The organism is Nonomuraea cypriaca (genome assembly GCF_015645445.1).
GTDB classification, from domain to species: Bacteria; Actinomycetota; Actinomycetes; order Streptosporangiales; family Streptosporangiaceae; genus Nonomuraea; species Nonomuraea cypriaca.
The window spans coordinates 36,994-63,082 of record NZ_JADOGI010000037.1 but is presented as its reverse complement, the minus strand read 5'-3'; the positions used below and the strand labels follow the sequence as shown (position 1 = coordinate 63,082).

Genomic DNA, 26,089 nt, shown 5'->3' with positions numbered 1-26,089 from the left:
GTTCAAGGTCCTGGCCATCGAACGCCCCCTGTCACTCCAGGTTCACCCCACCACCGCACAGGCCCAGGCCGGCTACGCCGGCGAGACCGCCCGCGGCATCCCACTCGACGACCCCACCCGCACCTACAAGGACGCCTCGCATAAACCCGAGATGGTCTGCGCGATCACCCCGTTCCACGGGCTGTGCGGCTTCCGCTCCCCCACCGCCACCGCCGGCCTGCTCGACCGCCTCGGCCTGCCCGGCCTCCGGCCCTGGATCCACACCCTCAGGACCGAACCCCCCGCCCAGGCCCTGCGCACCGTCTTCGCCGCCATGCTCGACGACGCCGCCGGGCCGCTGCGCGCCCAGATCGAGCAGGCCCTGCCCGGCCACGACGACCTCAGCCCGTACGCCGCCCTCGCCCGCGCCTGCCCCGGCGACCCAGGCGTCACCGCCGCCCTGCTGCTCAACCACGTCACCCTGCGGCCCGGTCAGGCCCTCTACCTCGGTGCCGGCGTTCCCCACGCCTACCTCGGCGGGCTCGGCGCCGAGATCATGGCCAACTCCGACAACGTGCTGCGCTGCGGGCTCACCAGCAAGCACGTCGACGTGCCCGAACTCATGCGCGTCGTCGACTTCGCACCGTCCGGCCCGCACCTCGTCCGGCCGGAGCAGGACACGCCGGGCGAGCATCGCTACCGGCCGCCAGCCCCCGAGTTCGCCCTCACCCGCTACGAACTCACCGGCGGCACCACGCACTCCCTGCCCGGCGGCCTGCCGCAGATCGTGCTCTGCCTCGAAGGCGAAGCCCTGCTCGGCGACGGGCCGGCGCTGCGCCCAGGACAGTCGGCGTTCGTCCCGGCCGCCGTTCCGCTGGTGCGGGTTTCCGGTAAGGGCGTCCTGTACCACGCCCAGCCCAGCGCCTTTACGTTGTAGATTTCTAAGCTGGTTGACTCGGGCGATGGCCGGGTCAGGGTAGGCGGCGGAGCTTGAGTATGTTGTCCGTGCGGGTGCCAGGCCGGCCGCTGGGGCCGTTCTGGGTCCGCTCGTACTCCTCGCTCCGCAGCACCTCCCACTCCCCCTCCGGCAGTTCGAGCGAGTCGAGGACCTCCTGCGTCGTGGGGAAGTGCACGCCGGGGTGGGGGTTCTCCTCCCACGACGCCCAGCCCCCGTGGCCCGCCACGAGCAGCACCCCGCCGGGGGCGACGGCCGCGGCGGCGGCGCGCAGGATCTTCTCGCGCGGCATCTCCACGAAGGAGTGCAGGAACTGGGCCGAGACCAGGTCGAACTCCCCTTCGGGGAAGGACGCGGCCAAATCGCGCCGCTGCCAGTCGACGCGGTCCGCGACCCCGGCGGTTTTGGCCTGCTCGGCGGCGCGGGCCAGCGCCACGCCGGAGACGTCGGTCGCGGTCACCCGCCAGCCCTGCTCCGCGAGCCAGATGGCGTCCGCCCCCTCGCCACACCCCAGGTCCAGCGCCGTGCCGGGTTCCAGGCCCGCGACCTCGCGGACCAGCGGGGCGTTGGGCTTGCCGCTCCAGACCTGCGACCTCTCGGCGTACCTGGCGTCCCAGTGCTCCTCCGCCGAGGCGGCGGGCGCGTGGCCGTGCGCGCGGTGGGCGGCGACGGCGCGGCGGGTCTCCTCGGCGATCAGGTCGGCGTTGATCGCCGCCGCCGCCTTGACCCCGGCCGCGGCGGAGGAGATGACCTGCTCCTGCACGTTGGCGACGTTCCCTGCCACCCACACCCCTGACACGCTCGTCGCACCCGACGCGTCGGCCGGGATGTGGGTGCCGACCACGTGCCCGCCCATCTCCTGCTCCACCGGCTCGAGCCCCAGCCCGGCGAGCACCCCCGTACGGGCGCTCATCCGCCCCCCGACGACGACCGCCCGGACCGGGACCACGCGGCCGTCGGCCAGGCGGACGCCGCTCAGCGCGTCGCCGCTCACCTCCAGACCCGTCACCCGCCCGGTCACCACGGCGATGCCCCTGGCGGCGAGCCGCTCACGCTCCTCCTCGTCCGGCTCGGGAGCGGTGTGCTGGAAGAGGGTCACGTCGTCGCTCCACTGCCGCCACATCTGCGCTTGGTGCACGGCGAGCGGGCTGGTGGCCACGACGCCGATCGGCTGGTCGCGGACCTCCCAGCCATGGCAGTACGGGCAGTGCAGCGCGTCGCGCCCCCACCGCTCGGCCAGCCCTGGCACGTCGGGCAGCTCGTCCACCAGGCCCGTGGTCACCAGCAGCCGGTCCGCGGCCACCGTTCTCCCGTCGCCGAGCACGACGCGGAAGCCCTCGCCGGCCCGCTCCGCCGTCACGACGGTGCCCGTCACGATCTCCCCGCCGTATCCGGCCACCTCTTCGCGGCCCGCCGCCAGCAGTTCCCGCGGGGGCGTCCCCTCACGCGTCAGGAAGCCGTGCACTCCCGACGCGGGCGCGTTGCGCGGCTCCCCCGCATCGATCACCAGGACCTTCCTGCGCGCCCTGCCCAGTATGAGCGCCCCGCTCAGCCCGGCGGCGCCGCCGCCCACCACCACCACGTCGTACTTCGCGTCCACCACGGATCTCCTCTCGATCAGCCGATCTCCTCTCGATCAGCCGATGGCGCCACTGTCCGCCATCGGCGGCGAATTTGACAAACATCGTTGCCGAAATGGCAAAGTAGCTGGATGGAACTCGACGACGTGCTGCAAGCGGTCGGCCCGCGGCTGCGGGCGCTGCGCATGGAGCGCGGCGTGACGCTGACGCAGCTGTCCGCCGGCACCGGCATCTCGGTCAGCACCCTGTCGCGGCTGGAGTCCGGCCGGCGCAAGCCCACCCTGGAGCTGCTCCTGCTGCTGGCCCGCGTCCACCAGGTCCAGCTCGACGAGCTCATCGACGCGCCCGTGACCGGCGATCCGCGCGTGCACATGCGCCCGGTCAAACGGCACGGCATGACGTACATCCCGCTGAGCCGCCGGGCCGGCGGAATACAGGCGTTCAAGCAGATCTATCCGGGCGACTGGCCGGGATACCTGCCCGAGCAGCAGGTCCACGAGGGCTACGAGTGGCTGTACGTCCTGTCGGGCCGGCTGCGCCTGCTGCTCGGGAAGAACGACGTGACCCTCACGGCCGGGGAGGCGGCCGAGTTCGACACGCGTACGCCGCACGCCTTCATCAACCCGTCCCCCCAGCCCACCGAGGTCCTCGCCCTGTTCGGCTACCAGGGCGAGCGCATGCACGTCCGCGCCAAACCGGCCGCCGCCGGATAGGGCACCTCCCCACATCGATTCGGCGGCTCAGCCGCGGCCGTACCGGTCCTCGGCGCGCCAGAAGTACCAGAAGCCGGCGGCCAGCGTGCCCGCCGCCCAGCACGCGCACGACACCCACACCATCCCCGGCGGGGTGTGGCCGCTGATGAGGATGCCGCGCATCCATTCGATGTAGGACGCGGCCGGGTTCAGGTACATGGCGGTGGCCAGCCACTCGGGCAGGCCGGCGCTGTTGACGACCTTGTCGTGGATGGCGAAGAAGACGCCCGAGGCGTACAGCCAGGTCCGCATGATGAAGGGCAGCAACTGGTTGAGGTCGCGCATCGAGGTGCCGAGCCGGCCCAGGACCAGCCCCGCCCCGACGTTGAACATCGTCTGCAGCAGCAGCACCACCGGCATCATGAGCCAGAACCAGGTCGGCGACTCGCCGGTGAGGATCACGGTCACGAGCAGCACGCCCATGGAGATGACCAGTTGCTGCAACTCCTGGATCGTGTAGGCCAGCGGCAACGAGGCACGCGGGAAGTGCAGGGCCCGGATCAGCGACAGGTTGCCGGAGATCGACTTGGCCCCGGCCGTGACGGTCCGCTGCGTGTACGTGAACACGAACATCCCGGTCAGCAGGAACGCCGGATAGTTGTCGATGTTCTTGCTGCCGCCCAGGATGAGGCCGAACATCACGTAGTAGATCGCCGCGTTCAGCAGCGGTGTGAGGACCTGCCACAGCTGGCCCAGGGCCGAACCAGAGTATTTCGAGACGTTCCGCGAGGTGGCGTAGGTCAGGATGAAGTGCCGTCGTTCCCAGAGCTGAAGCAGGTAGACCGGCAATCTGGGCCGCCCGATGGCGGGGCGGAGCCCGTACTTCTCGGCGAGCTTCGCCAGTGACTCCGGTTGGCTCATGAGCACCTCGATGCGTCGCGGTCACCGCCCGGTGACCGGTGGGACGTACGAACTCCGATCATCCCCCGCCCAGGGGCGCACCGGTCCGGTTTTCCGCCGGAGCGTCGCGGGGCAGGTAGGGCCGCAGCGCCTCGTCCACCGCGGCGCGCATGGCGGCGGCGAGCGGGCCGTCGCCGGTCAGCGCCCACAGGATGAGCGTGCCGTTGTACGTCACCTGGACCGCGCGGGCCAGCCTGGGCACCTCCACGTCACCCGTCAGCTCCCCCGCCGCGACCGCCTCGGTCAGCAGCCCGGCGATCTCGTCGCGGGTGCGGCGGGCGTGGCCGGCCGCGTACGCGCGGAAGTCGGGGTCGGTCAGGTCGAGCCGCAGGAAGCCGAGGCTGCCGGCCAGCTCCTCGGGTGTGGAGACGCCCGCGGAGAGGGCGACGAGCGCGGCGCGCAGCCCGTCCAGCGGTGACCGGTGGTGCTCGCGGGCCTGCTCGAACGGCAGGTGTACCGTCTCCGCGGCGTGGCCCGCGTACGCCAGCAGCAGCCCGCGCTTCGACCCGAACCGCTGCACCAGCGTGGCCGGCGACAGCCCGGCCTCGCGGGCGACCGCGGCCAGCGTGAGGCCCTCAGGACCGTGGCACGCGATGGCACGGCCGGTGGCCCGCAGGATCGCCTCGTCACTCGTCGTGCGCGGTCTGCCCATGATCGTCTCCCGGCGGTTAGTGAACCCTGGTTCATAAACTAGCCGAGGTCGGGCAGGTGACGGCGGGCGTGGGCGATGAACGCCCGCGCCGCCGGGCTCACCGCCCCGGACGCCCGCCAGACCAGCCCCATCCTGGCGCGGATGCCCGGCCCGGTGAGCTCCAGCACGTGCAGCTCTGACCTGGCCGAGGCGACGGCCGACTCGGGCAGGATGGCCGTGCCCAGGCCGCGCGCGGCCAGGTGGCCCAGCACGTGCGGCTCACTCGCCTCGAACGCGACCCGCGGCGCGAACCCCGCCCCCGCGCACGCCTCCTCCAGCGCCGCCCGCAGCCCCGTGCCCATGGGCAGGCAGATCAGCGACCGCCCCTTCAGCTCGGGAACGATGATCGACCGCTGACCGGCCAGCGCGTGATCGTGGGGTACGGCGGCCACGAGCGCCTGGTCTATGACCACCTGCACCTCCACCTCGGGCGGCAGCGGCCGGCCGAGCCCGAGGAGGCCGAGGTCGAGCCGGCCGCTCTGGACGCCGTCGACCATCGCCTCGGGGGCGGTCTCCTGAGCGAGATCTCCACGGCCGGGTGCCGCTCGTGGAAGCCGGCCAGCATGCCGGGCAGGTCGAGCACCGTGGGCGCGGCCACGCCGCCCATCACGACGTGGCCCCGCAGCAGCCCGGTGTGCTCGTCCACGACCTGCCGCATCCCGTCCACCGCCGCCAGCGCGGCCCGCGCGTAAGGCAGCACGGCCTCCCCCACCGCGGTCAGGCGTACCGTACGGCCCGAGCGGTCGAACAGCGTCTCGCCGAGCTCCCGTTCGAGCTGGCGGACCTGGGCGCTCACCCCGGGCTGCGCCACGTGCAGGCGGGCCGCCGCCCTGGTGAAACCGGCCTCCTCGGCGACGGCCACGAAGTATTCGAGCTGCCGCAGTTCCATAACCGGCGATGCTACTCACTTGCCGCCGAGGGAGCCTTCCAGCTCACGTCTCCGGAGCCGGGCAGTCGCCTTGCTGAGCCTTTCACGAGTGGGCAGGCACGCTTCCTGAGCGTCAGGAGCCGGTGTTCACGCCCGTCACCGTGAAGCGCTCCACGTCCGCGACGTGACCGCCGGTGGAGGCCACGATGGTCAGCGTCGTGTCCGCCGGGGCCGCGAACGTGACCTCGGCCGACCACGGGGAGTCCTCTCCGCCCCCGGGCACGCAGCACCGCTCCCCCAGCGGGGCGGCCGCGCCGGGCCGGCGTACCTGGATCTTGATGTTCTCGTCGACGCCCGAGAGGCGCCCGCCCACGGTCAGGGGCGACCCGGCCACCGCCTTGCCGTAGCCGGGCTTGGTCAGCGAGAACGACGTGTCGTCCGTGCCGACCACCTCCCAGGGGGCGTCCGTGCCCGCGCCGTACCTCACGAGGTGGACGACGGCCGCCACCAGTGTGCCCTCCTGGCCGTGGAAGCCGACGTGCACCCGCGCGTGCCGGCCGTCCCGCACGGTCTTGACCGCCCGGTCGATCTCGGTGAAGCCGAGGTGGTCACGGGTGAAGGCCAGCGCGGTGCGGCCCGGGTCGAGGTGCCACGCGTCGTCGCCGTTCTCGCGGTGGGCGCGCTGCCAGGCGGCCGCCTCCGCCTGCGTGGCGAACGGCCACAGCGGCTGGTAACGCCCGGCGACCAGCGCCTCCCGGCTCCCGGGTGTCGCGGCCGGATCGGGGGTGGCGGAGCTCGGCGGAGGTGCCGTGGTCGGCCCGGCCGCCGGGGACGAGGCCGACCCGGTCGCGGTCGCCGCCGGAGTGTCCGCCGCCTCCGGGCGCCTCGCGTCGCCGCAGCCCACGACACCCGGTCCGAGCAGCCCCAGCACGACCAACCCGGTCACAGCGCGCCGGAACACCGTCCGCCCCGGCATCTCGGCCGGGCCGGGCACCGTAGGCGACGGGGAGCGCTTGGTAAGGGGTGTCATGCGGGATCTCCTGACAGAGAGTAAGACGACACGCTTGAGGAGACCGTACCCACTCAGGCGACGCTCGCCGCCAGGATCGAGCGCCTCGGTTCCTGCAGACGACGGAAAAGGGTGCCCGAATATCCGTCATCTGCCCGGTGCTGTCCGGATACATCCTGGCTAGCGTCCCTGCGGGGGGCCGACGCTCGCACTCCGCGCGGCTGGCCGTCTCCCGCAAGCGAGGGTGAGGTGACCATGGCCAAGCGGAAGATCGCGGCCGCCGTGGCGGCGGCCGGTCTGGTGGGCACGCTGCTGACGGGAGCAGTCCCGGCGGTCGCGTCGTCGGCGGAGGTCGGTTCGGCGACGGTGGTGCCGCTGCAGGTGACCGGCCCGCCGGAGGACCGGCTGAACCTGATCATCTTAGGCGACGGCTACACGGCCGAGGAGATGCAGCAGTTCCGCGACGACGTCGACAAGCACCTCAACGTGCAGTGGAGCATCGAGCCGTTCCGCAGCTACCGCGACTACTTCAACGTGTACATGATCGAGGTCGTGTCGGGGGTGTCCGGCATCAGCTGCGACCCCGACGACGGCAACGTCCGCCGGGACACGCCGCTGAAGCTCCAGTACGCGTCGACCTGCCCGGCCGAGCCGAACGCCCGCGGCGTCACGTTCGGCCCCGGCGGCCAGCAGGCGCTGGAGCAGTACGTCTCGATGATCCCGGGGGTGACGGCCGAGAACCGGCAGACCCTGAGCATCGCCAACACCAGCACGTACGGCGGCATCGGCGGCCGCAACGCCACGACGACCGGGCAGGCGCCGCAGGGCCCGCTGGTCAGCCCGCACGAGCTGGGCCACTCGCTGGGCGGCCTCCAGGACGAATATCCGTACAGCGCCCGCAACGTCCCCGGCGGCGCACACCCGGACACCGAGCCGACGTCGATCCACCACACCAGGCTGACCACGAAGGAGATGCGGAAGCAGCAGAGCAAGTGGTACCGCTGGCTGGGCGAGGAGAGCCTGTCCGGCGGCGCCATCGACCGGTACGAGAGCGGCCTGACCCGCTCGTCCAACGTGTGGCGGCCGAGCGAGCACTCGATCATGCGCTGGATCGGCTTCCACTTCGACCAGGTCGGCCGCGAGCGGATGATCGAGCGGATCTCCGGCCGGCGCGACGTCGCGCAGCTGGCCCTGCACTCCACGCCCACCGACGAGCCGGTGTATCCGGAGGACGTGCTCTGGGTCGAGACGATGCACCCGCTGTACCACGAGCTCACCGTCACCTGGGCGGTCAACGGCAAGACCGTCAAGAAGACCGGGAACAGCCGGAACCTCGACCTCGAGGCGCACGGCGTGCGGGCCGGCGACACCGTCACCGTCACGGTGTCCGACGACACCGAGGACGTGCGCGACCCAGCCGTGGCCGACGGCGGCGCGCTCACCCAGACCCGCGAGTGGACGATCTCCGAATCCACGTCGCCGGCGCCGTCCACCTCGTCCGCGGTCGAGTTCACGTCGTCGACGGCGACCACCCACCCCGTCGGCGGTCAGGACGTCGTCTACGTCGAGACCACCCACCCGCGCGACCGCGTTCTGGACGTCACCTGGACCCTCGACGGCAAGGCGCTGCCGAACCCGCACAACAGCCGCAACCTCGACCTCGGCAAGCTCCGCCTGGCACCCCGCACCTACGAACTCAAGGCGACGGTGTCCGACCCCGAGGCGCCCGGCGCCCCGGCCGGCACGCTCACCTGGACCGTCGACAACGTCGTGCCCGAGGCGACCTTCGAGCTGTCCGAGCCCGCCTCGGCGACCGCAGGCACCCGTGCCCGCCCGCCGCACTACGTGTTCCCCGAGTGGTTCGAGATGGGGCTGGAGGCGACCGACGACCAGGAGGGCTACGTCGTCATCGAGTTCCGGCTCGACGGCGACGGCTGGTTCAACTATCACGGCTGGCCGGACGCGCCCGAGGGCACGCCGTACCGGTTCACCCCGTCAGGCACGGTCATCAAGGAGATCGCGTACGGCAGCCTCGGCACCGGCGGTCTGACCAAGGCGCCGTTCGAACAGTCGTACCCGGACTTCGAGCCAGGCTACGGCCGCCACGAGATCGAGTACCGGGCCATCGACGCCGCCGGCAACATCAGCGCGCCGAAGAAGTTCACGGTGACGGTCACCGACACCAACGGCGCGACACCGCTGCCTCCTGGCGCGATCGTCGCCGACTGACACCCGTTCGCCCTCATCGGCGAGCACACCGGCGTTTCGCGGTGTGCTCGCCGCTTCACGCGGGCCGGACCGGGTAGGGGCATGGCCATGGCCACACTCATAGATCGGGTACGCGCGTACCTGCACAGCCCCAAAGGCAAAGAGAACATCGAGAAGGCGAAGCGGATGGCCCGAGACCCGCACACGCAGCAGAGGGTCCGGCGTTTCCTGGACAGGTTCCGGTCCCGGCGCCGATGATCAGCGGTCAGGCGCCCGCCTGAAAGCCCGTCGACGGTGATGCGCCTGAATCTCGACGGCGTGTTCAAGGAAAAGGCCCCCGGCGCGTCCGTAGCCGAGAGCCTTCAATCCCACAATCACCACCGTTCATAACTCGTTACTCCTGCTTGTGAACCGTGACAGCTTGAACCGCCGACAGCAGAATCGTGTGCACAGGCGATTCGTGTCTCGTCACAGCGGAACCCTGCGCGAACTCATCGAGCACGACGCTCTTGCGGGCACGGTCCAACTCGACGACGACTCCCTTCAGGGACTGGCCGCCGTACAGGTGAACCGTGACCCGCTGCTGGCCGCCTTCCACGCTGGACAGCACGTCCATCCATATATCCACAATTTCCATCTGGTCCTCCGCGCGAATTTCGCGGCCATTCGGCCGTAGTCATGTCACACTTCTCCTCCGGAACGTGAATAGGCAGCACGTACGGCACGATGTCGGCGCCTCCCTCGCGCGAAAAGCAGCGGGCTGAACCGGAGGGGATAGACATCTCCCCTCCATTCTCGCATGTTGGACGCATCACAGCTCAGTCCCGGCGGATTCAGTCAGGCTCGTCACTGGGGCTGGCGGCCGTCGGAGCGTCTTCGCCGGGTGGTGGCTCAGCGGGGCGGGCGACGGGTTCCAGCCAGCCGAGCCGCTGGGCGACTTGTCCGGCGCTGTTGATGACGGTGGCGATGTGGGTTGAGGGGTTGGCGTCGTGCCACAGCAGTGACCATGGGTAGTGCGTGGTGGGCTCGGTAATGGGCAGCCAGGTGGTGCCAGCGGGGTTGGAGGTGCGGAAGGAGGAGGGGATGCAGTGCACACAGCGGCGCTGCAGTACGAGGCCGGCGGCGGCGTGGGTGCTCTCGACGGTTCCCTCGTAGATGGTGGGCGTGAATCCGGCCGAGCGGCACAGCGCGATGACGAACTGGTTGAGTTCCGGTGTCTGTGCCTCTTCGCCGAGCAGCAGGATTTCGTCGGCGAGGGCGGCGACGGGTACGCCGACGAGGTCGGCGAAGCGGTGGTCGTCGGGCACCAGCACGCCGAGCGGATCGAGTCTGATGAGCTTGGAGGTCACCTCGACCGGGGTCCGGGAGGCGTGCCCGATGGCGATGTCCAGGCGCCCGTCGGCCAGCTGCCGATACTGCTCGGGGGTGCCCGCTTCGACCTGATGGATCGTGATGTCCGGATGGCTGCGATGGAGCTCGCGCAGGATCTGCGGCATGGTGTCGTAGCCGGCGTCGATGATGCCGACACGGAGCGTGGGCGCTGAGGTGACGGCGTTGCGCGCGGCCTGCGCGGCCCGTCCCACGTGGTCGAGGATCTGGCGCGCCTCGATGAGGAAAGCGGCGCCCGCCGCGGTCAGATCGACGTGGTGGGTACTGCGATCCAGCAGCCGCACCCCCAGCTCGCGCTCCAGCCGCTGGATCTGCTGGCTCAGCGCGGACTGCACGATGTGCTCGCGGGCCGCCGCCCGGCCGAAGTGCAACTCTTCGGCCAGCGTCACGAAGTAGCGCAGCTGACGTAACTCCATGCCCGCCCACCTCCTCAACCGGGCGGCGCCGATCCGAACCGTCGTCCACCACTCTAGGTGCCTCGTGGAGGGCGGCGCGGTGGGCGGCAGGGGCCGGCCGGGGTCGGCCATGGCGAGAGGGCGGGCTGTCGGGCTGCGAGATCAGTGGCAGTGGGCCGGGCGTACCGGCGATGCCGCGATCCGTCCCGGACGCCGGCGCCGCCGCCCGCCACGGCGTGCGCGCGACGGAAACAGGCGGCTCGCCGCGCAGCAGGACCTGACGGCGATGGGATGAGGGCATCGGTCAGTCTCCGGCTGGGGCGCGGGATCGTGACAGGGGGACGGTGCGGCGGCGTTGGACGCGGTCGGCGTCGGGCCAGCGTACGTCGCTCGCCCAGCCCAGCCGTTCGAACAGGCGGATCATGCCGCCGGACGGGTCGATCTGGCCGCGATCGAGTCCGTGACGAGCGCAGGTGGGATCACTGTGATGGCCGTTGTGCCAGCTTTCGCCGAAGGACAGCAGCGCCAGCGGCCACAGGTTCGTCGCCCGGTCGTGGCGGCGGGTCTTGAAGGGCCTGCTGCCGATGACGTGACACAGGGAGTTGACGCTCCAGGTGACGTGCTGGAGCAGCGCGACACGGATCAACCCGGCCCACAGGAAGGCGGTCAGACCGCCGTAAAGGGTGCCGGTGATCGCCCACCCGGCCAGGAACGGCAGCGCCAGCGACAGCGCGCACAGTGCGGGGAAGGCGCGCATCACGCGGGTCATGGCCGGATCGGCCAGCAGGTCCGGGGCATAGCGCTCGGCGGGGGTTTGATCGTCGGTGAACAGCCAGCCCAGGTGGGCGTGGGCAAGCCCCCGAAGCTGCCCGCGCAGGCCGGTGCCGTACCGATAGGGAGAGTGCGGATCGCCCGGCTCGTCGGTGAAGGCATGATGGCGGCGGTGCACCGCCACCCAGTCGATCACGTTGCCCTGGAAGCCCATCGACCCGGCGATCGCCAGGGCCACACGCAGCCATGGCCGCGCGGTGAAGGACCCGTGAGTCAGCAGCCGGTGGAACCCGACCGTCACGCCGAGACCGGTCACCACATAGAAGGCCGTGGCCAAGAGCAGATCGGCGAGCGCGACTCCCTGCCCCCATGCCAGGACGATCATCGCACCGAGGGCTACGAACGGCAGGATCACTATCGCAGCCGTCAGGGCCACCTGGGCGCGGCGAGCCGGAGCGTGCTCTTCTGCTCCGGGGAACGGTGAGGTGCCGTCGTAGTCCTGACGGCGTTTCACCGGTTGTTCGGAAATAGTCATGAAATCTCTTTCGGCTCGCTCATACAGTTCGCCGGTGCACGTAGCACCAGCGCCAGGTCGACCCGGGCTCCATGGACGCGACCACCGGATGGTCGGTCTCCCAGTAGTGCGCCCTGGCATGGCCGCCCTCCGCATCGGAACAGGCCACCCAGCCGCAGCTCAGGCACACCAGCAACCGCGCCCACGCCCGGCCGGCGGCCAGGCACTCCTGGCATTCGCGTTTCCCGGGTTCCACGGCAGAAAGCAGGTCGATGTGATCGCATCGCGGTGCCTGACCGTTCAGGCCGGCCCCCGCTGCTACCTTCGTTGCCTCCGCGTCCAGGGACATCGCCAACCGCCTCACGGTGACAGCGGCGCACGATGCGCCGGCTGTCCCACCAGTCAATGTGCTCGGCGGCTCGGCGGAAACGTCCAATCCCAGCTAGCCCCATCACCAAGCGCGATAGCAGGCGTCGTCACCGTCGGCGAAAGGTGTTCTCGGCTCCTGCAAAATGCCAAGACTCTCGTGCTCGAAGAGTCTCGCGCCAGCATGGGGCAGTTGGCCTTCAAGGCAGAGAGTCCCTCTTCTGGAGGCGGTAGTGAGCGATCGTGACAGTGGGCGGCCCATCGTGGTCGGCTACGACGAATCATCTGGCAGCGAACAGGCGCTGCGCTGGGCGGTCGAAGAGGCGCGGCTGCGTGAGCTGCCCGTGCTGGTCTGCCACGCCTGGCAGTGGCCGTACCACTTCCGCCCCACCAGCGACCAGCTCCTGGCGGAGGTCGAGCGCATCGCCACCGCCGTCGTGCGCGACGGCGTCCGCAAGGCACGCGATCTGGCCGCCGATGTGACCGTCCGGCCGCTGCTGGCCAGGGGCCCGGCCTCGGCGGTCCTGCTGGAGGCCGCGCGCGAAGCCGAGATGGCGGTGCTGGGCTCCCGGGGAATGGGCGGGTTCGAGGACCTGGGGGTGGGGTCGGCGGCCGTGCAGGTCCCCGCGCACAGTGCGAGGCCGGTCATCGTCGTACGGCCCGCGGCCCCGCCCATGGGTGCGGACGGCGCCCGGATGGTGGTCGGTGTCGACGGCTCTCTCGCGAGCCAGGCCGCGTTCGCCTTCGCCATGAAGGAGGCGATGTTGCGCGGCGGGACGGTGACGGCCGTCTGCGGCTGGTGGGATCCGGGAGCTCTGCCAGAACCTGATCGGCCTCCCTTCATGGACGCCACGACGATGCGTGAGGAGGCCGAGGCCCGATTCCAGGACGTGGTGTCACGGCTGACCGGTCAGCACCCGGACGTGCCGGTGACGACCGAATTCGTGGCCGAACGACCCCCGAGGGCGGTCGTCGAATCCGCAAAGGGTGCGACGTTGCTCGTCCTGGGCGGCCGCGGGCTCAGCCCGAGGACAGGCGCCCTGCTGGGAGCGGTCGCTCGGGCCGCGCTCACCGAAGCCCAGTGTCCGGTGGCCGTGATCCCGGCACCGAGCTGAACTCGCGCGGCCACCGTTCCAGGTGTCCCGGGAGCCCTACTTCTTCGGATGTGGGTAGCTGGGCGAACGGTGCTGGAAGGAGAGGATGGCGGGGTTCTGGATGACGCCGTCGCGGATCTCGATGGCCCGCCGGACGGTGTCACCCTCGTCCCACGTCTTGGGTCCGCTGAGCACCGTGCGCAGGTGCGGCAGCAGGGCCTCGCTGATCTCCCAGGTGGCCGAGTTCCACAGGTATGACGGGCTGTGGTCGACGCCGTAGTAGTCGATGTTGTCGCCCACCTTGAGCATCGGCTCGGTGAACGACGTGGGCCGCGCCCAGCTGAAACCCATCCCCTCATCGCAGGACACGTCGATGATCAGCGTGCCAGGCGCGAAGGCGGCCAGATCGTCCTCGGTGACGAACATCAGCGGGCTGTCGGTGTTCTGCAGCACGCAGTTGACGACGATGTCGTGGTCGGCGATGAAGGACGCCAGCGGCACCCGGCCGTCGTCGGTGAGCGCGTAACTGCGGTTGGGGTCGTCGGCTTCGTGCTCGAAACGTACGATGCGCGCCGAGTGGATCGGCGAGGCGACCGCGGTGACGTCGCGGAAGGTGAGCAGATCGATGTCGTTCACGCCGTGCGCGCTGAGAGCCGTGACCGCGCCCCGCCCGGTCGCCCCGAAACAGATGACGACCGCGCGTAGCCGCCGGCCGTAGTCTCCCGTGGTCCCGGTGAGCGCCATGGCGTGCAGAACCGAGCAGTAGCCCGCCAGTTCGTTGTTCTTGTGCAGGACGTGCAGGTTGAACGTGCCGTCGCTGTTCCAGTGGTTCATCGCTTCGAAAGCGATCAGGGTGAGCCGCCGGTCGATCGCCAGCTGCGTCACCTCCTCATCCTGGACGCAGTGCGGCCACCCCCACAGGATCTGTCCCTCGCGCAGTTCCTTGAGGTCCTGGGCCAGCGGCTTGGGGAGCAGGATGACGTCGCACTCCGCCACCATCCGCTCCCGCGAAACGAAGCCCGCGACGTACGGTGCCAGCTGCTCGTCGGAGATGCCGAATCGCCGGCCATAGCCGTGTTCGAGGTAGATACGGTCCCGGAGATCGGCCTCGATCCGCTCAAGGTGCAGCGGATGGATCGCCAGCCGGTGCTCGTTCTCCTTGCGAGACTGTGACACGACTCCGAGACTGAGCTGATCCATGTGGGGCTCCCTCTATCGCCTCCCTGCGTGGCACCAGGAACATCAGGCGATGTTCCATCACGTGCTCACGTATAGGAGGTCTCACCTGGGAGCGAAGCGCCCAGTCATTCGGCGGATGCGACGCGGGTGTCGCTCGCCCCGTACGGGAGTCACACGGCGTCATCGTGGAGCAGGCCGCCGCGGAGTACACGACGACGGGCACGTAGCCGTCGCGTGCGGGAACCAGCTGTCAGGTCTCCTCACCGGGATCGCCGCCCTCAGCGGCGTCCAGGAGGTGCGCTCCGGCATCGTGCAGGGTGATGCCGGAGCCGCCCGGCGAGCCGGGGGGCATCCACTCGTTGACGGCGGCGATCGCCCTGAAGCGGGTGTCGCGGGTCAGGCCGTCGTCGACGAGGTGGCCGCGTAGATGGCCGGCACGGTCGTACACGGCCCAACGCCCCGCGCCCACCTGCGGCATCGCGGCCGGGTTGTCCTTGAGCCACTGCGCCTTGGCCGTGTGCACGGCCCGCTCGTCGATCTCACTCCGCTGGGCGGGCGCCTCGCCCGCATGGTCATCGGTCTTGCGAGCACTACTCATGTTGTGTCTCGCTCTCAATAGTGCGCCGACCGGCACGCGCCGCTGGAAGGCGGCGCCCCGAAGAACGCGTGGAGCCTGAATGGCCCGGGTTCTCGAATCCTACCGGCATCCCCCGGCCACACCTCCATATGCCGATGGGCTAAAATAAACCGGCAGTCGGTTAATTTTTAGGAGAGTCGTGGCACGCACGGTCAACGAGGAGGAGCACGCCGCCCGGCGTGAGACCATCCTGCGCGAGGCCCATCGTCTGATACGCACCAAGGGCTACCAGCAGATGACCATCCAGGACGTGCTGGCCGGGGTCGGCATGTCCAAGGGCGCCCTGTACCACTACTTCGACTCCAAGCCGGCGCTGCTCGAAGCGCTGGTGGAGCGGATGATGGCGCGCTGGGAGCGGGCACTGGCGGCGGCCACGGGCGAGGGTCCGGCGCTGGAGAGGCTGCAGCGGTTCCTGGCGGCGTTCGACCGGGTGAAGGTCGAGGACCAGGAGTTCCTGACCTCGGTCCTGCCGGTGATGTACTCCGACGACAACGCCTTGGTACGGCAGAAGTCGCGGGCGGCGGGCACCGCGAGGTTCGTCCCGCTCGTCGACGACATCGTGCGCGGCGGGGTGGCGGAGGGCGTCTTCGACACGCCGTACCCCGACCGAGCCGGGCTGGTGGTCCTCACCCTGATCCAGGACCTCACCGAGGCCGCCGGGCTCATGGTGCTGGAAGGGGCGGGCGCGGAGGAGATCGCGCGGACCTTCGCCGCGTACGGCGACGTGCTGGAACGCGCGCTCGGCGCCCCGGCCGGATCCCTGCGGCTGATGGACGGCGCGATCCTCGCGGACTGGCTCTCCGTGCTCGAGGTTCGATGACGCTCGAGGAAGTTCGATGACGTTGGAGGAGAATGTGATGACACTGCCCACGACCCGCACCGATCCCTTCGACCCGCCCGACGGGCTCGGAGCGCTGCCCCCCTTGAGCAGGCTCGCGTACCCGGATGGGCACCTCGGCTGGCTCGCCACCGGCCACGCGGCGGTCCGGGCCGTGCTGTCCGACCCCCGGTTCAGCTCGCGGACGGAGCTGAAGCACGCGCCCGTGCTCTCGGGGCAGGGCGATCTGGGAGCGGACCTGGTGCGGCCTGGGATGTTCGTCCACATGGACCCGCCGGACCACACGCGCTACCGGCGGCTGCTCACCGGGCGGTTCACGGTGCAGCGGATGCGGTGGCTCGAGCCGAGGATCGAGAAGCTCACCGAGGCCCACCTCGACGCCCTGGAGCGGCACGGGCCGCCGGCGGACCTGGTGACCGAGTTCGCGTTGCCGATCCCGTCGCTGGTCATCTGCGAGCTGCTCGGCGTGCCGTACGCGGATCGCGAGCGGTTCCAGCGGGCCTCGGCGCTCGTGATGCGCAACGAGTCGACGGGCGGCGAGGTGATGGAGGCGTACGTCTCCCTGTACGCCTTCCTCGGCGAACTGGTGGCCGCCAAGCGCGAAGAGCCGGCGGACGACCTCGTCAGCGGCCTGCTGGCCGCCGACGACCTGACCGATGAGGAGCTGATCAACATCTCGCTCCTGCTCCTCATCGCCGGTCACGAGACGACCGCGAACATGATCTCGCTCGGCGCGTACCGCCTGCTGACCGACCCCGGCCAGGTGGGCAGGCTGCACGCCGACCCTGCGGCGGCGGTCGAGGAACTGCTGCGGTACCTGTCGATCGCCCACATCGGCCCGATCCGCGTGGCGCTGGAGGACGTCGAACTGGAGGGCGAGATCATCGGAGCGGGCGAGTCGGTGACCGTCTCGCTGCCCGCGGCCAACCGCGATCCGGCCAGGTTCGACGACCCGGACCGGCTCGACCTCGGACGGCACGCGTCCGGCCAGCTCGCCTTCGGTCACGGCATCCACCAGTGCCTGGGGCAGCAGCTCGCCAGGATCGAGCTGCGACTGGCGTACACCGCGCTGTTCAGGCGCTTCCCCGGGCTGCGGCTGGCGGTCCCGCCCGAGGAGGTGACGATGCGCACCGACATGCTCGTGTACGGCGTCCACCGGCTGCCGGTCGCCTGGTAGCCGCACGTGATGCCATCCGGGGGCGCCGCCCCCGGATGGCATGTTGCAGTTCAGTGGCCGGTGTCCTTGGTCTTCACCTTGCAGGTGGAGGTGGCCGTCTTCCCCGGGTCGCTCACCGAGGTCGCGGTCAGCTCCACGGTGGCGGCGTGGGAGCTGCCCGGCGTACGGGTCACATGGACCGGGACGTCGGCCGACTGGCCGAACGCGGCCGTGGCCAGGTCGTTGGGGAGTTGCGCCGACCAGCCCGCGCCCGTGGCCGAGGCCGACAACCGGTAGATGTCGTTGCGCAGGTGGGCCCGCTCGTCCTGCGGGTGCAGCGCCGGGTCTGTGGCCGCGTCCCTGCCGGTGTTGGCCAACCGGAACGAGCAGGTGGTGGCATATGCGGGAGCCTTGCCGCCCGGCCTCCCCTTGTCCAGCGCCACGCCGCGCCGCTGCGGTCCGGCGCCCTTCGGGTTCTGCACGCCGATGACGTAGTGCAGGAGGCCCTTGGCGTCCTGGTACCTGTCCAGGATGTAGAAGCGCAGGCCGTTGGCGGCGTCGGCGTACTCGTTCTTCGAGCCCGAGTTCGTTCCTGCATGGAACAGCGCGTCGTTGAGCTGCCGGTAGTCGCCGATCGTGCGCATCACCTTGGTGCCGTCGGGCCGCTCGTAGTCGAGCATGCCGATGTCCTCGGGATGCGCGTCCACCACCCACGTGAAGCAGTTGTAGCCGCAGGTCGCGCCCTCCTCGCCGTCGCCTCCCGGCTCGTAGGGCTTGTTCTTGGCGATCAGCACGCCGTTGTCCGGCTGGAAGGAGCCGTACCCGATCCGCTGGACCGTCTCAAGCGTGTAGTTGCTCCACTCACCGGCGGGGCCGCCGCCGTCGCACAGCGGGTCGGTGCCGACGTCACAGGCCGGCGAGCGGTCGACCGGCGCGTCTCCGTCCAGCAGCACCTGAACGCCCGCCCGGGTGCCCTTCGGCAGCGGGCCGGTGTTCACCGCCCTGGCGATAACGTCCACGACCGCGAGCCCGGACTGGGCGAGCCCGTCACGGTTGAGCCGCAACACCGAGGAGTAGGGGACGAAGCCCATCCCGATCTTGTTGCGCAGCGTCTGCTCGGCGCCCATCGAGGCGCCCTGTTGCGCGGGCACCTGCCAGCGGTTGTGCGGACCGCCCGGCCCGTTGAACGAGCCCCGGTCCATCATGTCCCACGGACCCGAACCCACCCGGTGATAGGGCTGCGCGTACGGATTGTTGTTGTTGTCGCCGATGCTGAAGAAGAAGTGACTCAGCTCGTGCGTGATCGTGCCCGAGCTCTCGCCCTGCCGGACCGTCGACTGACCCCACAGTTGCGAGCCGGCCAGCCAGGAGGTCCAGGGGACGTACCGGCTCTGCACGCTGTTGGGCAGCGCCGGGTTCGGGTTGCCCCAGATCTCCCGCGGCACGTCCTCCGGCGAGTCGAACATCATCTCGCCGAACTCCTGCCACACCGAGGTCTCGTCGTAGCCGGCGTAGATCCGCAGGACCACGTCGTAGCCGCAGTTGCGGGTGCAGTCCGCGTCCTCGTGCCAGAGCTGGTCGGCGTCGGTCTCCAGGCGGGTCCCCGCGCAGTTGTTGATGCCGGCCTGGTCGGTGACCGTCACCGTCGCGTCGAGGGTGAGGTGGGTGCCGTCCGGGATGCCGGTGACGACCCGCTGCCCCGACGGGGAGACTCCGGCGATCGTGATGAGGTCGCCGACCTTGAGGAACTCGGTCGACGCCACCGCGATGGTGGTCGCGCCGGCCTGGTCGCCCGTCACCGTGGTCTGCCCGGGGCAGCCCTGCTGCTGGGGCTGGCCGATGTCGTTGAGGCCGTACTGGGAGGAGTTCTTCGGCATCTGGTACGGCCCGAAGGCGGTCACCGAGGTGACGCCTATCTTGCCGCCACTCTGCTCCATCCAGTACCCGTTGATGGTCTGGTAGTGGTTCACCGGGCTCGGCTTGTTGAAGAAGTCGGCGTAGAACCGCGGGACCTCGTCCCGGGAGACGGGGTCGATCTGCGGGTTGCCGAACGGGTCGGACTGCTTCGGCTTGGTGATCACGAACGGTTGGTCGGGGAAGTCGACCGCGACGAGCGCCACCCGGAGCGCGCGGTCGGTCGGGACCGCGCCGTTGGTGGCCCAGCTCACGCCGGGAATCGGCTTGTAGTCCTGCCAGGTCATGTCCTGCTGGTCCTGCACGCGCTGCGGGTCGATCGGCTTCAGCGCCGGAGGGGCCCACGCCGTGGTGGTGGCCTGGCCGGCCTGCGTCATGTTCAGCGACAGGCCGAGCACGAGGGTGCAGAACACCACCAGGGTCTTGGTCGGCAATCGTCGTGATAAGCGGCGGCCGCGGTTCAAGAGCACAAAGAACACCTTCCTAAACGAACCTGCCGAAGCGGCACCCTACGGTCCGGGGGCGTCCTCGTCACCGTGCAGATGCCGAAACCGCGCCGCCGACCACCCCGACATCTGTCGGGACTCCTCGAACACGCCGTTTGGATGGAGGCACAATCCGGCAAATAACGGGAGAAAGTTTCTACTTCTGTCGAAAGTGGTCTGATGCTCTCGGAGCTGCAATCAATCGTGGAATCCGTGGCGAGCCGCGTCGGCCGTCCGGCGGTGATCGAGGATCATCGCCAGCGGGTGGTCGCGTACAGCGAGCAACTCGAGCCGATGGACGAGGTACGCCGGCTGTCGATCCTGCGCAGGCAGACCACGCCGGAGGTGATCGCGTTCTTCAGGAAGGTCGGCATCATGCAGGCCAGGGGCCCGATCCGCACCCCGGCCTGCGACGAGCTGCGGATGCTGCCCAGGGTCTGCGTACCGATCCGCCACGGTGACATGCTGCTCGGGTTCGTCTGGGTCATCGACGCCGACCAGTCGATGACCGACGACGAGATCGCGGCGGTGTCCACGACGACCACCGACCTGGCGCTCGCCCTGTACCGCGAGAACCTCGCCGGCGAGCTGGCCTCGCAACGGGAGACGGAGGCGATCCGGCTGCTGCTCGCCGACGAGCGGGACGCCCGGCGGCACGGCGCGATGACGTTGCTCGAAGGCGGCCTGCTCGCCGGGGACGACGTCCCCACGACGGCGGTCGTCGCCCGGCTGATCCTGCGGCCGAACGTACGGCTCGACGACCTGGCCCGCATCGCCCTGGAGCAGGCCCTCATCGCGAGCCGCCGGTGGACCGGTCCCCGGGAGGCCGTGCATCTGGTGCGCTACGACCACGGTGTGCTGCTCGTCCATGACAGGCTCGGCGCCGCCGCCTCGCGTGCCGTCGCCGAGCATCTGAACGACGTCCTGCAGACGACCATCCGCGGGCTGTCCTCGGTGGCCGGCGCGGTGGTCGGCGTGGGGCGCCCGCGCGCGGACTTATCCGAGATCCGCGCCTCCTACGACGAGGCGGCGCTGGCCGCCCAGGTCGCCGTGCAGCTTCCGGCTGCCGGGCCGGTGGCGAGCTGGTCGCAGCTCGGGATCTACCGCGTGCTGTCGCAGCTGTCCAGCGAGGTGCTGAGCCACGCCGGCGTCCATCCCGGGCTGGAGAAGCTGATCGAGGATCCGGCGAGCCGGCCGCTGCTGGAGACCCTGGAGACGTATCTCGACCTGGCGGGCAACGCGCACGCCACCGCGGTCCAGATGAATCTGCACCGCACCTCGGTCTACTACCGGCTCCAGCGGGTCGAACAGCTCGCCGGCACCAACCTGAGAAACGGGAACGAACGGCTGTCCCTGCACATGGCGCTGAAACTGGCGCGGCTGGCAGGGCCGGTGTAGCCCTGCCAGCCCGTCCGTCAGCGGTTCGTGAAGGACAGCGACCGGATCTTCTCCTGGTTTCCGTTGGCGTCCGCGGAGCGGAAGGCGAGCGTGTGCTCACCCTTGCGCAGCACACGGAACGGCTCGCTGTAGGTCTTCCACTTCCCGCCGTCGAGCCGGTACTGGGTCCCGGTCACGCCGGAGCCCCAGCCGTCGCCCGCCGTGAGCGTCACGACGGGGTTGACGTACGCGTCACCGTCGCGAGGAGGACGCTGGGTCAGCCGCGCCTCGGTGGTGGGCGGGTCCACCTCGATCGCCTTCAGCGCCGCCGCGACGTTGGGCAGAGGGCCGATGTGCGCGGCCGCGGTGGCGGAGCCCTGCGGGGTGCCCGTGCGCTTCAGCAGGTCGGCGAGCTTCGCGGCGCTCCACGGAGCCTGGCCGGTGGCCTTCAGGTACGACTGGACGGCGACGACCGCGCCGGTGACGATCGGCCCGGCACCGGACGTGCCGCCGAACGTCCTGGTGTAGCGGACGTTGAGGTTCGCCGGATCGGTCCCGCCCTGCAGGTTGCCGTTGCCGCCCGAGGTCACGATGTTGTGTCCCCAGCCCTGCAGGTCGAACCTGGCGCCGTGGTTGGAGAAGTCCAGCCGCTCATGGTCGGTGCTGCTGCCGGCTCCTACCAGGATCGCGCCGGAGTCCTGGACGCTCCGGTCGAACCACTTGATCCCGTTCTGGACGTAGATGTCGGAGTCGACGTTCTGGTTGCCGTTGCCGCCGGTCTCCACCACCGTGACCCCGAGGCCGTCGAGCAGCTGGATCGCGTCGAAGACCGACGGGATCCACTCCAGCGGCGCGTAGTTGCTGCCGCCGAGGGGGCCGGACGTCTGCTGTTCGAGCAGCACCGCGTCTCCGGGCGCGAGCACGCCGAGGCCGGCGAGGTACGCCAGCGCCGCGCCAGGACTCCATCGGGTGCCCCCGCTGGGGAGCGCCTGGCTCGGTGAGATGCCGTACATCGTCGCCTCCGGCACACTGCCGATCACGCCGTACTCGTTGTCCTCGGCGACCAGCTCGCCGAAGACCGCCGTCCCGTGCTCGTCCGCGAAGCCCGTGTAGCGCGGGAACACCGAGCCGCCGAGGTCGCTGGAGGAGTCGAGCGGGAGGTCCTCGTGGGACATGTTCCAGTCGTACTCCAGGTCGACGATCTTGATGCCGGCGCCGCGGGTACGCGGATCCCGGTGGGAGAAGTCGGCGTCGATCCCCTGCGGCGCGGGCCGCTGGTAGCCCTGCATCCCGGTGAAGTCCGGGGTCGGCGCCGAGGGCGGCGGGACGAGGTCGGGGGCCGGATAGGCGAAGACCACCTCGGGGAGCGACCGGAGGTCCTCGACCACCTGGTCCACGTCCGCGTCGGCGGGCAGCACGACGCTGTACCAGGAGGCCATGTCGGGGGCCGCCGCGCCGGTGCGCGCCCTCGCCTTGGCGCTCTGGTCGTCCAGCCTGGCCACCGAGGCGCTCGGCACCAGCGGCGCGACCGAACGGGCGCGATGACGGTCGAGGACGGTCTGGACGGGATCCAGGTTCTCGCCACGGGTGCTGCGCAGGCTCTGATTCGTCCCGCGGACCCCAAGTGTCTCCCTGAACTTGACCTCGAGGGCGACCTCAGGCGTGACCGCCCCCGACGCCTCGAAGGCCCGGCCGTCGTGCAGGGACCCGGTCACGGTCAGCGCCTTGGTGTCCGGGCCGAGCCCGCCCTGGATCAGCTGCTCCTTGCCGGCGTGCAGAACGAGGTCGGCCCGGCCGTCGCCATCGGCGTCGGCGGTGGTCGCGAGATATCCGCCGTCGCCGCGGGCGACCGGCGAGCCGCCCAGCCGGACGGTGGCCGGATCCACCGCGGTGGCGTCCGCGCCTTCCGTGCTCAGCAGCGTGACCGGGACGTATCCCGCCCCGGCGAGATTGACCTGGGCCGGGAGGACGACGGTGATCGGGAGTGGGGATGGTGTCGCGGCTTGTGCGGGAGGAGCTCCGATCGCACTGACGGTCGCGAATAAGGTTCCGAGGGTAGCCAGGACTGCCGGACGCTTGGCCATGACGAATCCGTTCCACGCATGAGGGGGCTGGCGGGTCGGTGCCGATGGAAGGGGTCGGCAGAATCTAATCCCGATCAGGCCCGTCGCGCACTGGCCAAGCTGACGGAAGAATTGACGCCGGAGACCTACCGTTGTCGAAGGGCGCGGGGCCGGAGCCGCCCGTGGTCGTCATTCAGGGCCGGTCGTGGGAGAGGGCCGTGTGGCCGGGCGCGGGTGAGGACGGGTCGTCGGTGAGGTACGACATCGATCTGGCCATCCTGGACATCGCCATGCCGCGGATGACGGGGATCCAGGCGGCCCGCGAGATCTCCCGGTGCGCGCCCGGCATCCGCCTGCTCATGCTCTCGATGTACGACAACGAGCAGTACTTCTTCGAATCGCTCAAGGCGGGCGCCTGCGGATATGTGCTCAAGTCGGTGGCCGACCGGGACCTGCTCGAGGCCTGCCGGGCGGCCATGCGCGGGGAGCCGTTCTTCTACCCGGGCGCGATCACCGCCCTCATCCGCGACTACCTGCAACGCCACCAGCAGGGCCGACGCGTCCCTGACACGCTGCTGTCGCCCCGCGAGGAGGAGATCGTCAAGCTCATCGCGGAAGGCCGCTCCTCCAAGGAGATCGCCGACATGCTCGTGATCAGCGTCAAGACCGTCGAACGGCATCGGGCCAACATCCTGAGCAAACTCGGCCGGCGCGACCGCTTGGAGCTGACCCGCCACGCCATTCGCGCCGGCCTGATCGAACCCTGACGCCCCCTCGCCGCGGTGGCGAGGGGCGTCAGCCGGCGCGGCCGACCAGCGCCTGGCCGGCAGGCTCAGGCTCGTTTGGCGATCGCGGTGACCAGCGGCTGTACCAGGCGGGCGGCCAGCGGGCCGAACGCCGCCAGGATCAGCACATAGGCGGCCGCCAGCGGGCCCAGCTCCGGATGGGCTCCGGCGGCCACCGCCAGCCCGGCGATGACGATGTTGAACTCCCCGCGCGGGATCAGCGCGATCCCGGCCCTGGCCTGCCCCGCCTTGGCGATCCCCGCCCGGCGGGCGGCGTAGACGCCGGTGAGCAGCTTCGTGATCATGCTGACCACGGCCAGCAGCACCGCCAGCCCGGCCACCGGGCCGATCTTCGTGGGATCGGTCTGCAGCCCGAAGAAGACGAAGAACACCGCCGCGAACAGATCCCGCAACGGCGCCAGCAACGCCTGGGCGTCCTCGGCCAGCTCGCCCGACAGGGCGATGCCGACCAGGAACGCCCCCACCGCCGCCGACACCTGCAACTGCTGGGCCACCCCGGCCACCAGCAGCGCCAGCCCGACCACCTTCAGCAGCAGCACCTCGGAGTTGGGGCTTCTCACGAACGCCTCGATGAACCGGCCGTACCGCAGCGCCACCACCAGCACGACGCTGACCGTACCCAGCGCGATCGCCACCGTCACCGCGCCGCCCAGCAGGCTCAGCCCGGCCAGCATCGCGGTCAGCACCGGCAGGTAGATCGCCATCGTCAGGTCCTCGAAGACCAGCAGCGACAACACCACCGGTGTCTCCCGGTTACCGATCCACCCCAGATCCGACAGCACCTTGGCGGTGATGCCGGAGGAGGTGGCGTAGGTGACGCCGGCCATCGCCACCGCCGCCACCGGACCCCAGCCCAGCAGCAGCGCGCAGATCGCCCCTGGCGCCGCATTGAGCACCAGATCCACGATCCCGGCTCGGGCGTTGCCCTTCAGGCTGGTCACCAGCTCGTCGGCGTTGTACTCCAATCCGAGCGTGAGCAGCAGCAGGATCACGCCGAGCTCGGCGCCGACGGCCGTGAACTCCTCGCTGGTGGCCAGCGGCAGGATCCCGCCGGTGCCGAACGCCAGTCCGGCGATCAGATAGAGAGGGATCGGCGAGATGCCGACGCGCAGGGCCAGCGCCCCCAGGATGCCGAGTCCGAGCACGACCGCGCCGAACTCCAGAAACAAAATCGCAGTGTGGTGCAAGCCGGGCCTACCCTCGGGCCAGGATGTCGGCGACGGCGCTGGTGCTGTCGGCGCTGCCCACCACGACCACGACATCGCCCGCGTCGAAGATGAAGTCCGGGCCCGGACTGGCGGCCACCTGGCCGCCGCGTACCACTGCCACGATGGAGGCGCCGGTGCGGGTCCGTACCCGCGCGTCCCCCATCGGCCGGCCCGCGTACGGCGAGCCGTCTGCGATCGGCAACTGCAGGCTGACCAGCCCTTCGACCTCGCGATGCAGGTCATTGAGTCGCTGAACGACGCGTGGCGCTCCGAGCAGTTCGGCCAGCGCGTCCGCTTCCTCGTCGTTCATCACGACGGTCTCGCAGGCGCGGTCCGGGTCGTCTGGATCGTAGACCACGAGGTCCCGGCGGCCGGTGCGGTGAGAGACGATGCCGACCCGCCGTCCAGACCGCGTCGTGAACTCATGCCGCAGTCCGATTCCCGGCAACGCCGTCTGCTCGATCTCCACCGTCTACCTCACCTCTGCACGATCGGCCGTCAGTTGGTCGACATACCGTATCAATAGGTGACATAGCCACCGACTTGGCCGAAGTGGGCCTATCGAAGCGGCAGGCGATGGTAGGTCAGCAGCGAGAACGCGGCCAGGGCGCAGGTGGCGGCGACGCCGCTCTACCACGAGATCGTGTGCCGGGCCCGCCGCGCCGGTTTGGCGGGGGCCGGCGTGCTGCACGGCATCGAAGGCTACGGCGCCTCCCGGCGCGTCCACACCACCCGGATCCTGTCGCCGGCCGACAGCGTCCCACTGATGATCGTCATCATCGACACCGAGGAAGCCATCCGTGACTTCCTGCCCCAGCTTGATGAGTTCCTCGCCGAAGCACTGGTCGTCGTCGACCCGGTCGAGGTGATTCGCGACGCCGACCGGCCGCACAAGCCGGCGCGGCAGGGTGATGCGGGGGTGAGCAGCTGAGGCCCAGGAAGTCCCCCCGACATA

General features: G+C 70.3%; 25 protein-coding genes. 9 read left to right on the top strand and 16 right to left on the bottom strand.

Annotation, left to right across the window (positions count from 1 at the left end; genetic code table 11):
- Positions 1-916: mannose-6-phosphate isomerase, class I (manA, locus tag ITP53_RS15110; protein WP_195896007.1), on the top strand; the 916-nt coding region annotated here is incomplete at its 5' end.
- Positions 917-950: 34 nt separating this feature from the next.
- Here manA and ITP53_RS60260 read toward each other — a convergent pair.
- A complete protein-coding gene (locus tag ITP53_RS60260; protein WP_328814552.1) occupies positions 951-2,537 on the bottom strand; it encodes an FAD-dependent oxidoreductase in 1,587 nt (528 codons plus the stop codon).
- 108 nt (positions 2,538-2,645) lie between these two features.
- Between ITP53_RS60260 and ITP53_RS15100 the strand changes: the two genes are divergently transcribed.
- Positions 2,646-3,227: a helix-turn-helix domain-containing protein gene (locus ITP53_RS15100; RefSeq protein ID WP_195896006.1), complete on the top strand. Its 582-nt coding sequence runs from the start codon at positions 2,646-2,648 to the stop codon at positions 3,225-3,227.
- 27 nt (positions 3,228-3,254) lie between these two features.
- Here the strand turns inward: ITP53_RS15100 and ITP53_RS15095 are convergent, their stop codons facing one another.
- From ITP53_RS15095 to ITP53_RS15080, 5 genes are all read right to left on the bottom strand, one after another.
- The gene (locus tag ITP53_RS15095) at positions 3,255-4,127 is read right to left on the bottom strand and encodes an ABC transporter permease (protein WP_195896005.1); all 873 of its coding nucleotides are present in this window, start codon (positions 4,125-4,127) and stop codon (positions 3,255-3,257) included.
- 58 nt (positions 4,128-4,185) lie between these two features.
- On the bottom strand, positions 4,186-4,818 hold the full coding sequence (locus ITP53_RS15090) for a TetR/AcrR family transcriptional regulator (protein ID WP_195896004.1): 633 nt from the start codon (positions 4,816-4,818) through the stop codon (positions 4,186-4,188).
- Positions 4,819-4,856: 38 nt separating this feature from the next.
- A complete protein-coding gene (locus ITP53_RS56045) occupies positions 4,857-5,354 on the bottom strand; it encodes a LysR substrate-binding domain-containing protein (protein ID WP_207755989.1) in 498 nt (165 codons plus the stop codon).
- Positions 5,261-5,746, bottom strand: coding sequence for a LysR family transcriptional regulator (locus ITP53_RS60255; RefSeq protein WP_207755988.1), 486 nt, complete (start codon positions 5,744-5,746; stop codon positions 5,261-5,263). Before ITP53_RS60255 ends, ITP53_RS56045 begins: the two co-directional genes overlap by 94 nt.
- A gap of 112 nt (positions 5,747-5,858) precedes the next feature.
- Positions 5,859-6,755, bottom strand: coding sequence for a hypothetical protein (locus tag ITP53_RS15080; protein ID WP_207755987.1), 897 nt, complete (start codon positions 6,753-6,755; stop codon positions 5,859-5,861).
- 234 nt (positions 6,756-6,989) lie between these two features.
- On the opposite strand from ITP53_RS15080, the gene ITP53_RS15075 reads away from it, so the two are divergent.
- Complete coding sequence (locus ITP53_RS15075) at positions 6,990-8,963, top strand: M64 family metallopeptidase (RefSeq protein WP_195896003.1); 1,974 nt, start codon at positions 6,990-6,992, stop codon at positions 8,961-8,963.
- Positions 8,964-9,336: 373 nt separating this feature from the next.
- On the opposite strand, the gene ITP53_RS15070 is transcribed toward ITP53_RS15075, so the two are convergent.
- The 4 genes from ITP53_RS15070 to ITP53_RS57405 form a co-directional block, all read right to left on the bottom strand.
- Complete coding sequence (locus tag ITP53_RS15070; protein ID WP_195896002.1) at positions 9,337-9,558, bottom strand: hypothetical protein; 222 nt, start codon at positions 9,556-9,558, stop codon at positions 9,337-9,339.
- Between the two features lie 217 nt (positions 9,559-9,775).
- Entirely contained in the window at positions 9,776-10,747 is a 972-nt protein-coding gene (locus ITP53_RS15065) for a LysR family transcriptional regulator (protein WP_195896001.1), read from the bottom strand.
- A gap of 283 nt (positions 10,748-11,030) precedes the next feature.
- Complete coding sequence (locus ITP53_RS15060) at positions 11,031-12,032, bottom strand: acyl-CoA desaturase (protein WP_195896000.1); 1,002 nt, start codon at positions 12,030-12,032, stop codon at positions 11,031-11,033.
- Between the two features lie 19 nt (positions 12,033-12,051).
- A complete protein-coding gene (locus tag ITP53_RS57405) occupies positions 12,052-12,267 on the bottom strand; it encodes a UBP-type zinc finger domain-containing protein (RefSeq protein ID WP_328814543.1) in 216 nt (71 codons plus the stop codon).
- Positions 12,268-12,610: 343 nt separating this feature from the next.
- Between ITP53_RS57405 and ITP53_RS15050 the strand changes: the two genes are divergently transcribed.
- Positions 12,611-13,492: a universal stress protein gene (locus ITP53_RS15050; RefSeq protein ID WP_195895999.1), complete on the top strand. Its 882-nt coding sequence runs from the start codon at positions 12,611-12,613 to the stop codon at positions 13,490-13,492.
- A gap of 36 nt (positions 13,493-13,528) precedes the next feature.
- Here the strand turns inward: ITP53_RS15050 and ITP53_RS15045 are convergent, their stop codons facing one another.
- Both ITP53_RS15045 and ITP53_RS15040 read right to left on the bottom strand, forming a co-directional pair.
- Positions 13,529-14,671 carry a N(5)-(carboxyethyl)ornithine synthase gene (locus ITP53_RS15045; RefSeq protein WP_195895998.1) on the bottom strand — a complete coding sequence of 381 codons (1,143 nt, stop codon included), beginning with the start codon at positions 14,669-14,671 and terminating at the stop codon, positions 13,529-13,531.
- Between the two features lie 229 nt (positions 14,672-14,900).
- On the bottom strand, positions 14,901-15,248 hold the full coding sequence (locus ITP53_RS15040; RefSeq protein ID WP_195895997.1) for a hypothetical protein: 348 nt from the start codon (positions 15,246-15,248) through the stop codon (positions 14,901-14,903).
- Positions 15,249-15,426: 178 nt separating this feature from the next.
- Between ITP53_RS15040 and ITP53_RS15035 the strand changes: the two genes are divergently transcribed.
- A complete protein-coding gene (locus tag ITP53_RS15035; RefSeq protein WP_195895996.1) occupies positions 15,427-16,107 on the top strand; it encodes a TetR/AcrR family transcriptional regulator in 681 nt (226 codons plus the stop codon).
- 37 nt (positions 16,108-16,144) lie between these two features.
- On the top strand, positions 16,145-17,302 hold the full coding sequence (locus ITP53_RS15030) for a cytochrome P450 (RefSeq protein WP_207755985.1): 1,158 nt from the start codon (positions 16,145-16,147) through the stop codon (positions 17,300-17,302).
- A gap of 50 nt (positions 17,303-17,352) precedes the next feature.
- Here the strand turns inward: ITP53_RS15030 and ITP53_RS15025 are convergent, their stop codons facing one another.
- Entirely contained in the window at positions 17,353-19,665 is a 2,313-nt protein-coding gene (locus ITP53_RS15025; protein ID WP_195895994.1) for a metallopeptidase domain-containing protein, read from the bottom strand.
- Positions 19,666-19,893: 228 nt separating this feature from the next.
- Between ITP53_RS15025 and ITP53_RS60250 the strand changes: the two genes are divergently transcribed.
- A complete protein-coding gene (locus ITP53_RS60250) occupies positions 19,894-21,078 on the top strand; it encodes a PucR family transcriptional regulator (RefSeq protein ID WP_195895993.1) in 1,185 nt (394 codons plus the stop codon).
- 17 nt (positions 21,079-21,095) lie between these two features.
- On the opposite strand, the gene ITP53_RS15015 is transcribed toward ITP53_RS60250, so the two are convergent.
- The gene (locus ITP53_RS15015; protein ID WP_195895992.1) at positions 21,096-23,141 is read right to left on the bottom strand and encodes an OmpL47-type beta-barrel domain-containing protein; all 2,046 of its coding nucleotides are present in this window, start codon (positions 23,139-23,141) and stop codon (positions 21,096-21,098) included.
- Between the two features lie 197 nt (positions 23,142-23,338).
- Between ITP53_RS15015 and ITP53_RS15010 the strand changes: the two genes are divergently transcribed.
- Positions 23,339-23,887: a response regulator transcription factor gene (locus ITP53_RS15010; RefSeq protein WP_328814554.1), complete on the top strand. Its 549-nt coding sequence runs from the start codon at positions 23,339-23,341 to the stop codon at positions 23,885-23,887.
- 65 nt (positions 23,888-23,952) lie between these two features.
- Here ITP53_RS15010 and ITP53_RS15005 read toward each other — a convergent pair whose 3' ends face one another.
- Both ITP53_RS15005 and ITP53_RS15000 read right to left on the bottom strand, forming a co-directional pair.
- Positions 23,953-25,095, bottom strand: a complete 1,143-nt coding sequence (locus ITP53_RS15005; protein WP_456238100.1) for a cation:proton antiporter — start codon at positions 25,093-25,095, stop codon at positions 23,953-23,955.
- A gap of 25 nt (positions 25,096-25,120) precedes the next feature.
- Positions 25,121-25,603, bottom strand: a complete 483-nt coding sequence (locus ITP53_RS15000) for a cation:proton antiporter regulatory subunit (RefSeq protein ID WP_195895990.1) — start codon at positions 25,601-25,603, stop codon at positions 25,121-25,123.
- Between the two features lie 144 nt (positions 25,604-25,747).
- On the opposite strand from ITP53_RS15000, the gene ITP53_RS14995 reads away from it, so the two are divergent.
- Positions 25,748-26,065, top strand: a complete 318-nt coding sequence (locus tag ITP53_RS14995; RefSeq protein WP_195895989.1) for a DUF190 domain-containing protein — start codon at positions 25,748-25,750, stop codon at positions 26,063-26,065.
- The last annotated feature ends 24 nt before the right edge of the window (positions 26,066-26,089 follow it).